The organism is Rhizobium viscosum, from assembly GCF_014873945.1.
Taxonomy (GTDB): domain Bacteria; phylum Pseudomonadota; class Alphaproteobacteria; order Rhizobiales; family Rhizobiaceae; genus Rhizobium; species Rhizobium viscosum.
The window spans coordinates 2,251,288-2,265,619 of sequence record NZ_JADBEC010000002.1 but is presented as its reverse complement, the minus strand read 5'-3'; the positions used below and the strand labels follow the sequence as shown (position 1 = coordinate 2,265,619).

10 protein-coding genes are annotated in these 14,332 nt (G+C 59.9%); 9 read left to right on the top strand and 1 reads right to left on the bottom strand.

The window, feature by feature from the left end; all coding sequences use genetic code 11:
* The 7 genes from H4W29_RS31320 to H4W29_RS31290 all read left to right on the top strand — a co-directional run bounded on the left by H4W29_RS31320 (position 1) and on the right by H4W29_RS31290 (position 9,340).
* Positions 1-999, top strand: coding sequence for an ABC transporter permease (locus tag H4W29_RS31320; protein ID WP_007822635.1), 999 nt, complete (start codon positions 1-3; stop codon positions 997-999).
* Entirely contained in the window at positions 999-2,174 is a 1,176-nt protein-coding gene (locus H4W29_RS31315; RefSeq protein ID WP_192732634.1) for an ABC transporter permease, read from the top strand. The genes H4W29_RS31320 and H4W29_RS31315 overlap by 1 nt, the downstream gene beginning before the upstream one ends.
* A 95-nt stretch (positions 2,175-2,269) precedes the next feature.
* The gene (locus tag H4W29_RS31310; RefSeq protein WP_192732633.1) at positions 2,270-3,478 is read left to right on the top strand and encodes a glycosyltransferase family protein; all 1,209 of its coding nucleotides are present in this window, start codon (positions 2,270-2,272) and stop codon (positions 3,476-3,478) included.
* A gap of 11 nt (positions 3,479-3,489) precedes the next feature.
* Positions 3,490-4,737, top strand: a complete 1,248-nt coding sequence (locus H4W29_RS31305; RefSeq protein WP_192732632.1) for a glycosyltransferase — start codon at positions 3,490-3,492, stop codon at positions 4,735-4,737.
* Positions 4,734-5,867 (top strand): glycosyltransferase family protein, encoded by a 1,134-nt coding sequence (locus tag H4W29_RS31300; protein ID WP_192732631.1) that lies wholly within the window; start codon positions 4,734-4,736, stop codon positions 5,865-5,867. The genes H4W29_RS31305 and H4W29_RS31300 overlap by 4 nt, the downstream gene beginning before the upstream one ends.
* Positions 5,868-6,061: 194 nt before the next feature.
* On the top strand, positions 6,062-8,776 hold the full coding sequence (locus H4W29_RS31295; protein WP_192732630.1) for an ABC transporter transmembrane domain-containing protein: 2,715 nt from the start codon (positions 6,062-6,064) through the stop codon (positions 8,774-8,776).
* 96 nt (positions 8,777-8,872) lie between these two features.
* The gene (locus tag H4W29_RS31290; protein WP_183725830.1) at positions 8,873-9,340 is read left to right on the top strand and encodes a cyclic nucleotide-binding domain-containing protein; all 468 of its coding nucleotides are present in this window, start codon (positions 8,873-8,875) and stop codon (positions 9,338-9,340) included.
* Between the two features lie 72 nt (positions 9,341-9,412).
* Here the strand turns inward: H4W29_RS31290 and H4W29_RS31285 are convergent, their stop codons facing one another.
* Complete coding sequence (locus tag H4W29_RS31285; protein ID WP_192732629.1) at positions 9,413-10,744, bottom strand: MFS transporter; 1,332 nt, start codon at positions 10,742-10,744, stop codon at positions 9,413-9,415.
* 376 nt (positions 10,745-11,120) lie between these two features.
* Between H4W29_RS31285 and cyoA the strand changes: the two genes are divergently transcribed.
* Both cyoA and cyoB read left to right on the top strand, forming a co-directional pair.
* On the top strand, positions 11,121-12,284 hold the full coding sequence (gene cyoA, locus H4W29_RS31280; protein ID WP_192732628.1) for a ubiquinol oxidase subunit II: 1,164 nt from the start codon (positions 11,121-11,123) through the stop codon (positions 12,282-12,284).
* A gap of 42 nt (positions 12,285-12,326) precedes the next feature.
* Positions 12,327-14,330, top strand: a complete 2,004-nt coding sequence (cyoB, locus tag H4W29_RS31275; RefSeq protein ID WP_192732627.1) for a cytochrome o ubiquinol oxidase subunit I — start codon at positions 12,327-12,329, stop codon at positions 14,328-14,330.
* The last annotated feature ends 2 nt before the right edge of the window (positions 14,331-14,332 follow it).

The following is a 14,332-nucleotide window of genomic DNA, read 5'->3' as shown; positions in this document are numbered from 1 at the left end:
ATGATCCGCTATATCCTCTGGCGTATCGCCGCCATGGTGCCGACCCTGCTCGTGATATCGGCACTGGTCTTCGTCATCATCGAACTGCCGCCGGGTGACTTCTTCGAAAGCCAGATCGCCGAACTGCGTGCCCAGGGCGAGACTGCAAACCTGCAGGAAATCGAGGAGCTGCGCCATCAATACGGCTTCGACCAACCGGAGATCGTGCGCTACTTCTTCTGGGTCGGGGGCATGCTGCATGGCGATTTCGGCTATTCCTTCGAATATCAGCTGCCGGTTTCCGACGTCGTTGGCGACCGATTGTGGCTGACGATCCTCGTCTCCTTCACGACCATCCTTCTCACCTGGCTGATCGCCTTCCCGATCGGCATCTATTCGGCAACCCATCAATATAGCTGGGGCGATTACGGCCTGACCTTCCTCGGCCTGCTCGGCATCGCCATCCCCAACTTCATGCTGGCGCTGATCCTGATGTATTTCGCCAATGTCTGGTTCGGGCTTTCCATCGGCCATCTGATGGACCAGCAATTTCTGAACGAGCCGATGAGCTGGGCTAAGGCGCAGTCCATCCTCGCGCATCTCTGGATCCCGGTCATCATCGTCGGCACGGCGGGCACCGCCGGCATGATCCGCCGCCTGCGCGCCAACCTGCTCGACGAGATGCAGAAGCAATATGTGACGACGGCACGCGCCAAGGGACTGCATCCGGTGCGCGCGCTGGTCAAATATCCACTGCGCATGGCGCTCAACTTCTTCGTCGCCGATATCGGCTCGATCCTGCCGTCGATTATTTCGGGCGCAGAGATCGTCGCCATCGTGCTGTCCTTGGAAACAACAGGGCCGATGCTGATCAAGGCGCTGCAGAGCCAGGACATGTACCTTGCCGGTTCGTTCCTGATGTTCCTCGCTTTCCTGAACGTCATCGGCGTGCTGATCTCCGATATCGCGCTCGGCTTCCTCGATCCCCGCATCCGTCTGCAAGGCAGGAGCACCAAATAATGTCGCCCCTACCCGCACCCGGTGCGCCGCTGCCGCATTATGTTTCGACCGCCCCGTTCGATCCGATCGCAACGGAGACGATGACGTCTGCGCAGTCGCGTATCCACCTTGCCTCGCAGAAGCAGCTCATGTGGTGGAAGTTCAAGCGCCACAAGCTGGCGCTTGCATCCGGCATTTTCCTTGCCGCCGTCTACCTGATGATCCTGTTCGTCGAGTTTCTGGCGCCTTACGGGCTGCATACCCGCAACGTCGACTTTATCCATTCGCCGCCACAGCGCGTCCGTCTCTTCGACAGCCAGGGCAATTTCGTCGGTCCCTTCGTCTATGGCCGGCAGATGACGCTCGATATCGACACTCTGCATCGTCTCTATACCGACAACCAGAACGACATCCAGCCGATCCGCTTCTTCTGCCGTGGCGATGGCTACAAGTTCTGGGGACTTGTCGCCTCCAATTATCATCTCGTTTGTCCGGCAATCGGCGGGCAGATGTTCCTGCTCGGCACCGACCGCCTTGGCCGTGACGTGCTTTCGCGCATTCTTTACGGCGCGCGCATCTCGCTCACCATCGGGCTGATCGGTATTTCCATCAGCTTTGTGCTCGGCATCGTCATCGGCGGTCTTGCCGGTTATTGGGGCGGAATCTTCGACCTCATCGTGCAGCGACTGATCGAAGTGCTGCAATCACTGCCCTCGCTGCCGCTCTGGATGGCGCTTGCCGCCATCATGCCGGTGACGTGGAGTCCGATCGTCATCTATTTCGGCATCACCGTCATTCTCGGCATCATCGACTGGACAGGCCTCGCCCGCGCCGTGCGCTCCAAGCTTCTGGCGCTGCGTGAGGAAGATTATGTCCAGGCAGCCCAGCTCATGGGCGCCAGCACCCCACGTGTCATCGGCCGGCATCTCGTGCCCGGTTTCATGTCGCATCTTATCGCATCCGCCACCATTTCCATCCCGGGCATGATCCTCGGTGAGACGGCGCTTTCCTTCCTCGGCCTCGGCCTGCGGCCGCCCATCACCAGTTGGGGCATCCTGCTGACGGAGGCCAAGAGCGTCAGCGTCATCGCTTTCTACCCGTGGCTGCTGTTCCCGATCGTTCCGGTGGTGCTGGTGATTTTGGCGTTCAATTTTCTGGGAGATGGCTTGCGCGATGCGGCAGATCCCTACAAATAGCGTCGAGTTCGGCGGGGTGCTTCGCGCCCGCCGCCTCGTGGCCTCCGATTTACGGGGGTGGTAGAAGTATGTCGTCCACCCCAGAGGGCACAACCATGGCCAGACGCCTCGAAGATGCACGCATCCTCATGTACAGCCACGACACATTCGGCCTCGGCCACTTGCGCCGTTGCCGCACGATTGCCCATGCCCTCGTCGAGGATTATCGCGGCCTGAACATCCTGATCATCTCGGGCGCGACGATTGCCGGCGCCTTCGATTACCGCGCCCGAGTCGATTTCGTGAAGATCCCGAGCGTCATCAAGCTTCGCAACGGTGAATATACCTCGCTCGCCAGCCATATCGATCTTCAGGACACGCTGAAGATGCGCGAATCGAGCATTCGTCACACCGCCGAGACCTTCCAGCCCGATATCTTCATCGTCGATAAGGAGCCGATGGGCCTGAAGGGCGAGATTGAGGAAACGCTTGCCTATCTGAAAGCGCGCGGCACCACTCTGGTGCTCGGCCTGCGCGAGATCATGGACGCGCCGCATCTGCTTGAAGCCGAGTGGAAGAGGAACAGCGTCATGCAGAAGATCGACCAGTATTACGACAGCATCTGGGTCTATGGGCCGCCGGATTTCTACGATCCGCTTGTTGGCCTCGACGTGCCCCCGGGGGTTCGCCGCAAGATGGATTTCGTCGGCTTCCTGCAGCGTAGCGTCTCCAAGGGCAAGAACTCGCTGAACGCCCGCGAGGACGACTATATCCTGGTGACGACAGGCGGCGGTGGCGATGGCTCCGATCTCGTTCACGACGTCATGAATGCCTATGAGGCTGACGAGACGCTGACCCTGAAGGCACTTGTCGTGCTCGGCCCCTACATGCCGGCAGCCGAACGTGCAAAACTGGTCAAAAAAGGGGAGAAGATCCCCTATATCGAGGTAATCGAGTTCGACAATCACATGGAAGAGCTGATCGACGGCGCGACCGCCGTCGTCGCCATGGGTGGCTACAACACCTATTGCGAGATCCTCTCCTTTGACAAGCCGGCGCTCATCGTGCCGCGCGTCGCCCCGCGCGAGGAGCAGCTTCTGCGTGCCCGCCGCGCCAGCGAACTCGGTCTCATCGACATGCTGCTGCCTGAACAGTCGGCCGACCCCTCCGTCATGGCGGAGACACTGAAGCGCCTGCCCTCACGGCTTCCGCCGTCCAAGAGCGGCTGCAACATGCATCTTGAAGGGTTGGATCATATCTCCCGCACCGTTGGCGGATGGCTGGACGGCCGTGGGCGCCACCTTTCCGTCGTCGGCGCAGAATAAAGAGCCATCCTTTGCCGCCACGCCGCAAGATTCTCGTTGTGCTGAAAGGCTACCCCCGCCTTTCGGAAACCTTCATCGCCCAGGAATTGCTCGGCCTCGAAAAGGCCGGCTTCGACCTGACGCTGATTTCCATGCGCCGCCCGACCGACAAGAAGCGCCATCCCGTGCATGACGAGATCAAGGCGCGCGTCGTCTACCTGCCGGAATATCTGCACGAAGAGCCGATCCGTGTGCTGAAAGGCCTTTTCGCCGGCTTTTCGAAACCTGGCTTCGGGGCGCTGATGAAGCGTTTCTTCGCCGATCTGCCGCGCGATATCTCCCGCAACCGTTTCCGCCGGCTCGGACAGGCCTTGGTGCTGGCGCGCGAATGGCCTGACAACGGCGAATGGCTGCATGCTCATTTCATCCACACGCCGGCTTCGGTGACGGAATATGCGAGCATTCTGACCGGCACGCCCTGGACCTGCTCGGCCCATGCCAAGGATATCTGGACCTCGCCCGACTGGGACCTCGGCCAGAAGCTCGGAAGCGCCCGCTGGGCCGTGACCTGCACACGCAGCGGCTACGAGCATATGAAAGCGCTGACCGGCCGCAAAGATGCGGTACATCTGAGCTATCACGGCCTCGACCTTGCCCGCTTCGACCATTTCGCCGGTGAACGCTCGAACCGCGACGGCAGCGATCCCGCCGATCCCGCCTTCATCCTCAGCGTCGGCCGCGCAGTGGAAAAGAAGGGTTATGACGTACTGCTGCGCGCCCTTGCCCTGCTGCCGAAAGAACTGAATTGGCGGATGGACCATATCGGCGGCGGCGAAGAGCTTTCGAAGCTGAAGAAACTTGCGGCTGAACTCGGCCTTGCCGAGCGCATCACCTGGAAAGGCGCGCTGGCGCAGGAAGATGTGCTTGAGCATTATCGCCGCGCCGATCTCTTCGCGCTTGCCTGCCGCATCGCCGCCAATGGCGACCGTGACGGACTGCCCAATGTGTTGGTTGAAGCCTCCAGTCAGCGGCTCGTCTGCCTTTCCACCAATGTCTCAGGTGTACCGGAATTGTTGAGCAACGGTGAGAATGGTCTGGTCGTGCCGCCTGAAGATCCGGCAGCTCTTGCAAAAGCACTTGAGGCGGCGATCCGCGACCCCGGTCTGCGCAAACGGCTGGGCGACGCGGCCGAGGAGCGCGTGCGCGACCATTTCGATTATCACTCCAGCATCCGGCAGTTGAGCGGCCTGTTCGAGGCCGAATGGCAGAAGGCCTCATGACGGCTCCCCGCATCTTCTTCTATGTCCAGCACCTGCTCGGCATCGGCCATATTGCCCGTGCGAGCCGTATCGCCAATGCACTGGTGAAGGATGGTTTCGAGGTAACGGTCGTTACCGGCGGCCTGCCGGTACCGGGCTTTCCGGGCGAGGGTGTCAGAACGGTCGAATTGCCGCCGGTCGTCGCCAGCAATATCGGCTTTACCGGCCTTGCCGATGCCGATGGGAGGCCAGCCGGCGAGGAATTCCTCTCCAATCGCCGCGACCTGCTTCTCAGAGCCTTCGACGAAGAAAAGCCTGACGTTGTCATCATCGAGGCTTTTCCCTTCGGGCGCCGGCAGATGCGCTTCGAACTGCTGCCGCTGCTCGAGGCGATCGAAAAGGCCAGTCCACGCCCGAAGCTTTTGAGTTCCGTGCGCGACATCCTGCAGGAAAACCGCAAGCCCGGCCGCGACGAGGAAACCGTCAAGCTCATCAAGGACCATTTCGACGCCGTGCTCGTCCACGGCGATCCTGACTTCGTGCGTCTGGAGGATACTTTCCCGCTGACGGCTGAGATCGCCGATCGGCTGCGCTATACCGGTCTCGTTGCTCCGTCGCCCGCACCCGCGCCATCCGAGACATTCGACATCATCGCTTCGGCCGGCGGCGGCGCCGTCGGGCTGGAACTAATCCGCGCCGCGCGCGACGCGGCCGCACACATGCCTGCCGATATCAGCTGGCTGCTGATTGCCGGCCCCAACCTTCCCGCAGCCGATTTTTCAGCATTGTTGGAAGATGCGCCCGCCAATGTCACGCTGGTACGGTTCCGCAAGGATTTCCCCTCGCTCCTGCGCGGCGCCAAAGTCTCGATCTCGCAGGCCGGCTACAATACGGTGGGCGATCTCCTGCGCACCCAATGCCGCTCAATCCTCATCCCCTTCGTGGCCGCCGGTGAAACGGAACAGACCGTGCGCGCCGAACGGTTGCAGGCGCTCGGCCTTGCTGAAATCCTACCGGAACAGGGGCTGACCCTCGACGATGTCAAAACAGCGGTCGAACGGGCGCTTGCCGCCCCACCGCGTCCGGCCGTTTCCCTCGATCTCGACGGTGCCGTAAAAAGTGCAGCCATCATTCGTTCAATGATCGGCTGAAACCCTCGCCTATTCTAAAATTCATGTGATATAAGAAAATTTCCGGCGAGAATCGGCGTTTCGACATCAGTCCGCTCCGCCTTGTTTTCGTTGCGATATCGGCGGTCTGACTGCATGGTCCTGTACTCGGAGATTCCCCCTTTCCCAGCATCAGGATCGCTGTCCGGACTTTTCCCACAGTCTGACGGTTAGCCATGGAAAAAAGCCTCGCGCGCTACATCTGGAAGAACACGCGGCTGCAGCAGCTCTGGATTCTGCTGGTCGTCGCAGCCTCCATGGTGCCCTACTTCCTGTCCTTCGACCTGCCGAAGCAGATCGTCAACGGACCTATTCAGGGGGACGGCTTCGAAGGGCCAGGTGCGCGGCAGACCTTCATGCACATCGCCTACGACATCCCGCTGATCGGTCATGTCGAATTCTTCAAGGGCCTGGAGCTCAACCGCTTTCAGATGCTGATGGCATTGAGCCTCGTCTTCCTGGCGTTGGTGGTGCTGAACGGCCTCTTCAAGTTCTATATCAATACCTATAAGGGCCGGCTCGGCGAACGCATGCTGCGCCGCATCCGCTTCGAGCTCATCGATCGTGTGCTGCGCTTCCCGCCTGCCCATTTCAAGCGGGTGAAATCGGCCGAAATCGCCACGATGATCAAGGACGAGGTGGAGCCGATGGGCGGCTTCACGGGCGACGCCTTCGTCTCGCCCGCCCTGCTCGGCGGCCAGGCGATCACCGCGCTTGCCTTCATCATCATCCAGAATTTCTGGCTCGGCATGATCGCGGCTGCCATCGTCGGCGTGCAGGCGGTCGTCATTCCCCGCATGCGCAAGCGCCTGCTCGAGCTCGGCCGCCAGCGCCAACTGACAGCCCGCGAACTTTCGGGCCGCGTCGGCGAGATCGTCGATGGTATCGGCACGATCCACGGCAACGACACCTCCAATTTCGAGCGCGCCGATATTGCAACCCGCCTCGGCCGTATCTTCTCGATCCGCTACGACCTTTATCAGTGGAAATTCCTGGTCAAGTTCATCAACAACTTCCTCGCCCAGGTCACACCCTTCCTTTTCTACGCGATCGGCGGTTATCTGGCGCTGCAGGGCCGGCTCGACATCGGCCAGCTCGTCGCCGTCATTTCCGCCTACAAGGACCTGCCCGGCCCGCTGAAAGAGCTGATCGACTGGGACCAGATGCGTCAGGACGTGCAGGTCAAATATGCGCAGGTTTACGAGCAGTTCAACGTCGAGCCGCTGATCGACAGCCGCATCCAGGAGCTGGCCACCACGCCGGTGGCGCCCCTGACGAGTGCTTTCGTCGTCACAAACCTCTCTGTCAGTGATGACAGCGGTGCGCGCCTCGTCGACCACGTCTCGGTCGAGATCAAGCCGAACGAGACGGTTGCGATCGTCGGGCCGAACGGCAGTGGTGCAGAAGCCTTCGCCGAAGCGCTCGGCCGTCTCGTCTGGCCGGATTCCGGCCGCATCACCATCGACGGACAGGACCTGCTGGATCTGCCGGAATCGATCACTGGCCGGCGCATCTCCTATGCGTCCGCCGACAGCTATTTCTTCCACGGCACGCTCCGCGACAATCTGGTCTACGGCCTCAAGCATGCTCCGCTGAAAGAGCCCGAATATGACGGCAAGGCTGCGCAGGAATATAAATGGCATGTGGCGGAATCGCAGAAAGCAGGCAACCCGACGCTTGATCTCAACAGCGACTGGGTCGACTACGATGCCGCCGGCGCAAAAGGGCCTGAAGACCTGCTGAAGGCGATCCGGCCGGTGCTCGACGCCGTCATGATGTCTCAGGACATTCTGGATCTGGCGCTGCGCTCCACCGTCAATACCGAGATTCATACTGCCCTCGGCAGCCATATCGTCAAGCTTCGGACGTCGCTGCGCGAGCGGCTTGCCGAGGAAAACCTCGACGCCATCGTCGTGCCCTTCGATTTCGACGCTTACAACACACAGGCGACCGTCGGCGAAAACCTGCTCTTCGGCACGATGAAGCGGCCGCTGATGAACAACCGCCGGCTTGCCGGCCACCCCTATTTCCAACAGCTCTTCCGCGACACCGGGCTCAGCACCGATCTCTATGCCATGGGCCTGGAAATCGCCGAGAACGCAGTGGAACTCTTCCACGACCTGCCGCCGGACCATCCCTTCTTCCAGCAGCTCACCTTCATGACGGCGGACGACATTCCGACCTACCAGGCGCTGCTGCAGAAGCTGCAGGGCAAGCGCTTCGAGGATGCGACGCCGGAAGACCGAGCAAGCATCATCCGCCTGAGCTTCGCCTATATCGAACCACGGCACCGCTTCGGTCTCTTGACGCAGGCGCTGATGGATAAGATCGTCAGTGCCCGCAAGCAGTTTCACCAGAACATCCCTGATGATCTCGCCGAGCTGATCGAACGTTACGACATCAGCCGCTTCACGGCCTCCGCGAGCCTGATGGACAATGTGCTGTTCGGCCGCATCGCCTATCAGCAAGCCGATGCCTCCGACCGTATACGCCTCATCATGGGTGAACTGTTCGATGCGCTCGATCTCTATGACGACGTATTGTCGATCGGCCTCGAATTTGATGTCGGCTCTGGCGGCAAGCGCCTGACCGGCGTCCAGCGGCAGAAGCTCAATCTCGCCCGCGCTCTGCTCAAGCGCTCCGACTACTTCATCTTCAACCGACCGATCCCGGCGCTCGACCAGCGCATCCAGGACCAGATCACCCACAACATCATCGAAGGCCTGCACGAGGAAGGCAAGCGCCCGGCGATCATCTGGGTGTTGTCCAACGCCAAGCTTGCGGAAATCTTCGATCGCATTCTGCTCTTCGATCGCGGCGATCTTGCCGAAGCGGGCAACTATCCGGAACTTTCCGAGAAAAACGGTATGTTCAAGGAACTGTTATCGTAATATTCTATTGGGGCGGCAGAGACGGCGCCCGCAAGGCGCTTGGAATTGGTTTTTAGCGCATGATCAAGGACCATGCGGCAGGGAGTTGTAACGCTCATGCTGTTGAGAGATGAAGTCGAAATGCTGCGGCGGGTGCCGATCTTCTCGAGGATCGCACCAGCGAAACTCAAGCTCTTGGCCTTCACCTCCGACCGTATGACCTACCACGCCGGCCAGAACCTGTTCCGTCAGGGTGATGTCGGCGACGCCGCCTATGTCGTATTGTCAGGCACGGCCGATATCATCGTTTCTTCGCCTGCCGGCGAAATTAAGGTCGCCGATGTCGAGGTCAATTCCATCGTCGGCGAAATTGCCATTCTCTGCGACGTATCGCGCACCGCGACCGTGCGCGCCACCTCACCGCTCGAAGTCCTGCGCATCAGCAAGGAACATTTCCTCAAGCTCCTGAGCGATTTTCCGGAAATGGCCGTGGAGATCATGCGCGTGCTCGCCGACCGTCTCAACCACACGACTGCCGAACTGACCGCCGCGCGCGCTGCCAAGCAGCCGCAGATGGCACAGTAAAGCCCGAAATAGATCCCAAACAAAAAGGCCCGCCTGGGAAACCAGGCGGGCCTTTTTGTTATGTCTTATGCGCTACTCACGCTGCTCCAGCGCCCTGCTGAAAGCAAGAGCCGCCAACGTGCAGATCGCACCTGAGAGCAGGTAGTAGCCAACGAAGGTCAGGCCGAACTGGCTTGACAGGCTGAGCGCCACCAGCGGTGCGAAGCCGGCGCCGATCAGCCAGGCGAGGTCGGAGGTGAAGGCCGCACCGGTGTAGCGATAGCCGCGGCCGAAGCGCGACGAGATGGAGCCGGTCGCCTGGCCGAAGGAAAGGCCGAGCACGCCGAAGCCGATGATGACGAAGGCGTCATGACCGCTGTTGCCGGCGCCGATCAGGAACGGGCCGATGAAGCTGAAGATCGCAATCAGCACAGCGCAGATCGCAAGTTGCTTACGCCGGCCGATGCGATCGGCGATGATGCCAGAGGCAATGATGGCAACGAAGCCGACCATGGCGCCGATGACCTGTACCACCATGAAGGCGCCGATCGGCTGGTTGCCGTAAAGGCTCATCCAGCCGAGCGGGAAGATGGTGACGAGGTGGAACATGGCAAAGCTTGCAAGCGGCACGAAAGCGCCGATCAGGATATCGCGGCCGTGGACCCGTAGCACGTCGAGGATTGGTGCTGCTTCAAGCTCATGCTGCTCCAAGAGCGTGCCGAAATCCTTGGTCATGACAAGCCGAAGACGGGCAAAGAGCGCGACGACGTTGATCGCGAAGGCGACGAAGAACGGATAACGCCAGCCCCATGAGAGGAAGTCTTCCGGGGAGAGGTTGGCGACGAAGTAACCGAACAGGATGCTCGCCAGCGCAAAGCCGATCGGTGCGCCGAGCTGCGGGATCATTGCATACCAGCCACGATGATTCGGCGGCGCATTGAGAGCAAGCAGCGATGCAAGGCCATCCCAGGCACCACCGAGCGCAAAGCCCTGCCCGAGCCGGAAGAGCGCCAATAGCGCAATCGACCAGTAGCCGATTTCATCATAGCCCGGCAGGAAGGCAATCGATGCCGTCGAGCCGCCGAGCAGGATGAGCGCGATGGTGAGCTTGGTGCCACGCCCGTACAAGCGGTCGATCGTCATGAAGACGACGGAGCCGACGGGACGGGCAAGGAAGGCCAGCGAGAAAATCGCGAAAGAATAGAGCGTGGCCGTCAACCGATCCGGCGCGAAGGGAAAGACGAGCTGCGGAAAGACGAGAACGGATGCGAGGCCGTAAACAAAGAAATCAAAAAACTCCGACATGCGACCGATCACCACGCCGATCGCGATGCTGCCGGGCGAAACCGGCTTGTCACCGTGAATGCGCCGTGCATCCCGCTCCAGCGATGAAGATGATGGTCCTAAATGTGTGGCAGTAGCCATATGAAACGCCTCCCTCGTTTAAGGTGCTTTTTACAAAGCACCTCAAGCTGATCTTGTTCCATATTTGCAGCTTATCAAGTCCTTGTTGCGCAAATAGTTGACGCCGAATTCTCAAAAATCGATGCGATGGAAAAATCGCGTGATACCTATGCCAACCTATTCCAGAGTTTTATTGGGCAAGGCCACGCTTTTCAGCTATACACGAGGCGGCGCCGGAAAAATTCCTTCTCACTTCTATCAGGATTTTGTGGGCGCCGTGGAAGCTGACTTCTCCCGCGGTGCAAAATGCATGTTGCACTGCGACCAAAGACCTCATATCGCTGCTCGTGCCAGTGCTTTAGTCGGCAATCGAACGAAACAAAAAGAGCTTAGAGACGTGCCAAAACTGCAGAAGTTTTCCCGCCTTCTATTAATCTTGCCGCTGTTTTTTTTGGCAGGATGCAACATGGTGGTCATGTCGCCTTCGGGCGATATCGCCACCCAACAGCGTGACCTCATCATCGTCTCCACGGTGCTAATGCTGCTGATCATCATTCCGGTGATCTTCCTCACACTGTTTTTCGCCTGGCGCTACCGGCGCTCCAATACGGCCGCGGACTACGCGCCCGAATGGCATCATTCCACGCGCCTCGAAATCGTGATCTGGTCGGCGCCGCTCGCCATCATTATCGCGCTTGGCGCCGTCACCTGGATTTCCACGCACAAGCTCGATCCCTACCGCCCGCTCGACCGTATCGATGCGGACCGTGCCATTCCGGCAGATACGAAGCCGTTGACCGTCGAGGTCGTGGCGCTCGACTGGAAATGGCTATTCTTCTATCCCGATCTCGGCATTGCGACGGTCAATGAGCTCGCAGCTCCTGTCGACGTGCCGATCGACTTCAAGATCACCGCCTCCTCGGTGATGAATTCCTTCTTCATCCCCGCCCTTGCCGGCCAGGTCTATGCCATGCCCGGCATGCAGACGAGACTGCATGCCGTCATCAACAAGGAAGGCGAGTATGACGGCTTCTCCGCAAATTACAGCGGCGAAGGCTTCTCGCACATGCGCTTCAAGTTCCACGGCCTGAACCAGCAGGGCTTCGACGCCTGGGTGGCGCAGGTCAAACAGCGCGGCACGATGCTCAATCGCGACGCCTATCTGAAGCTCGAAAAGCCGAGCGAGAAGGAACCGGTGCGCTATTATGCCGGCGCCGATGCCGATCTTTACGACGCGATCCTCAATATGTGCGCCACGCCCGGCAAGATGTGCGCGAGCGAGATGATGCACATCGACATGATGGGCGGCGGCGGCAAGGAAAGCGAAGAAAACCGCGAAAAGCTGACCTACGACAATCGCCATGCGGACGAAGGGATCGTCGCGCCTGCGGCCACCGTGCCTGCAACGGGCGCACCCGCACGCAGCGAGCCGGCCGAAAGCACTGATGGCAACAGCATGCAGAACATGCCCGGAATGGACATGCAGCATGAGGGTCATTCGATGCCCGGCTCGGGCAATGGCGGCGATCCGGCGCCGGCACAGCTCAACAATAACAATTAACCTGGCGCTTTGCGTCGCAAGACATAATGAACGGGTTGTTCCATGTTTTCCAATCCTGACCTCCTGAAGTTCATCTTCGGCCGGTTGACCCTCGATGCGATCCCCTATCACGAGCCGATCCTGGTCGTGACCTTCATCGGCGTCGTCATTGGCGCCATCGCAGTGCTTGGCATCATCACCTATTTCAAGTTCTGGGGTTCGCTCTGGCGCGACTGGATCTGCAGCGTCGATCACAAGAAGATCGGCATCATGTATGTGATCCTGGCCGTCATCATGCTTTTGCGCGGCTTCTCTGATGCCATCCTGATGCGCGTGCAGCAGGCGATTGCCTTCAATGGCAATGAAGGCCCGCTGCCGCCGCACCATTACGACCAGATCTTCACCGCCCACGGCGTCATCATGATCTTCTTCGTGGCGATGCCCTTTGTCACCGGCCTCATGAACTTCGTGGTGCCGCTGCAGATCGGTGCCCGCGACGTTTCCTTCCCGTTCCTGAACAACTTCTCGTTCTGGATGACGACGGCGGGCGCGATCATCATCATGATCTCGCTCTTCATCGGCGAATTCGCCCAGACCGGCTGGCTCGCTTATCCGCCGCTGTCGGGTGCCGCCTATAGTCCTGGAGTCGGCGTCGATTATTATATCTGGGGCCTGCAGGTCGCTGGTGTCGGCACAACACTGTCAGGCATCAACCTGATCGCTACCATCGTGAAGATGCGTGCTCCGGGCATGACCTTCATGAAGATGCCGGTCTTCACCTGGACGGCGCTCTGCACCAACATCCTGATCGTCGCTTCATTCCCGATCCTGACAGCAACGCTCGCTCTCCTGTCGCTCGACCGCTATGCCGGCACGAACTTCTTCACGAACGACCTCGGCGGCAATCCGATGATGTATGTCAACCTCATCTGGATCTGGGGCCACCCGGAAGTCTACATCCTCGTGCTGCCGGCCTTCGGCATCTTCTCGGAAGTGGTTGCGACCTTCTCCGGCAAGCGCCTCTTCGGCTACGCTTCGATGGTCTATGCTACCTGCGTGATCATGATCCTGTCCTATCTCGTCTGGCTGCACCACTTCTTCACGATGGGTTCGGGCGCTTCCGTCAACTCCTTCTTCGGCATCACTACGATGATCATCTCGATCCCGACGGGGGCGAAGATGTTCAATTGGCTCTTCACCATGTATCGTGGCCGTATCCGCTACGAAGTGCCGATGCTGTGGACGGTCGGCTTCATGGTGACCTTCGTCATCGGCGGCATGACCGGCGTCATGCTTGCCGTCCCGCCGGCCGACTTCGTGCTGCATAACTCGCTATTCCTGATCGCCCACTTTCACAACGTGATCATCGGGGGCGTTCTCTTCGGCATGTTCGCCGGGGTGAACTACTGGTTCCCCAAGGCTTTCGGCTTCAAGCTCGATCCCTTCTGGGGCAAGATGAGCTTCTGGTTCTGGCAGATCGGCTTCTGGTTCGCCTTCATGCCGCTCTACGTGCTCGGCCTGATGGGCGTCACCCGCCGCATGAGCCAGTTCGACGATCCGTCGCTGCAGATCTGGTTCATCATCGCCGCCTTCGGCGTCGGCCTGATCGCGCTTGGCATCGCGTCCTTCCTGATCCAGATCGTCGTCTCCTTCATGAAGCGTGAGGAACTGCGCGACGATAGCGGCGATCCGTGGGATGGCCGCACGCTGGAATGGTCGACCTCCTCGCCGCCGCCGGATTACAACTTCGCCTTCACGCCGGTCGTGCACGATCACGACAGCTGGTACGACATGAAGAACCGTGGCTACGAGCGTCCGCTCGGCGGCTTCAAGCCGATCCACATGCCGAAGAATACCGGTACCGGCGCGATTCTGTCCGCCATCAGCGTCGCGCTCGCCTTCGGCCTGATCTGGTACATGTGGTGGCTCGTCGTCGTCTCCGCCGTCGCCCTGCTCGTCGTCGCGATCGGCCATACCTTCAACTACAAGCGTGACTTCTACATTCCCGCGGATGAAGTCAACGAAACGGAAGGCAAGCGCACACGGCTGCTTGCCGAACAGGTGTAAGA

What these genes read in the sequence shown, in the direction of transcription:
- cyoB (WP_192732627.1), top strand. Translation starts at nt 12,327, where the DNA reads ATGTTTTCCAATCCTGACCTCCTGAAGTTCATCTTCGGCCGGTTGACC.
- H4W29_RS31295 (WP_192732630.1), top strand. Translation starts at nt 6,062, where the DNA reads ATGGAAAAAAGCCTCGCGCGCTACATCTGGAAGAACACGCGGCTGCAG.
- H4W29_RS31285 (WP_192732629.1), bottom strand. Translation starts at nt 10,744, where the DNA reads ATGGCTACTGCCACACATTTAGGACCATCATCTTCATCGCTGGAGCGG.
- H4W29_RS31300 (WP_192732631.1), top strand. Translation starts at nt 4,734, where the DNA reads ATGACGGCTCCCCGCATCTTCTTCTATGTCCAGCACCTGCTCGGCATC.
- H4W29_RS31320 (WP_007822635.1), top strand. Translation starts at nt 1, where the DNA reads ATGATCCGCTATATCCTCTGGCGTATCGCCGCCATGGTGCCGACCCTG.
- H4W29_RS31310 (WP_192732633.1), top strand. Translation starts at nt 2,270, where the DNA reads ATGGCCAGACGCCTCGAAGATGCACGCATCCTCATGTACAGCCACGAC.
- H4W29_RS31290 (WP_183725830.1), top strand. Translation starts at nt 8,873, where the DNA reads ATGCTGTTGAGAGATGAAGTCGAAATGCTGCGGCGGGTGCCGATCTTC.
- H4W29_RS31315 (WP_192732634.1), top strand. Translation starts at nt 999, where the DNA reads ATGTCGCCCCTACCCGCACCCGGTGCGCCGCTGCCGCATTATGTTTCG.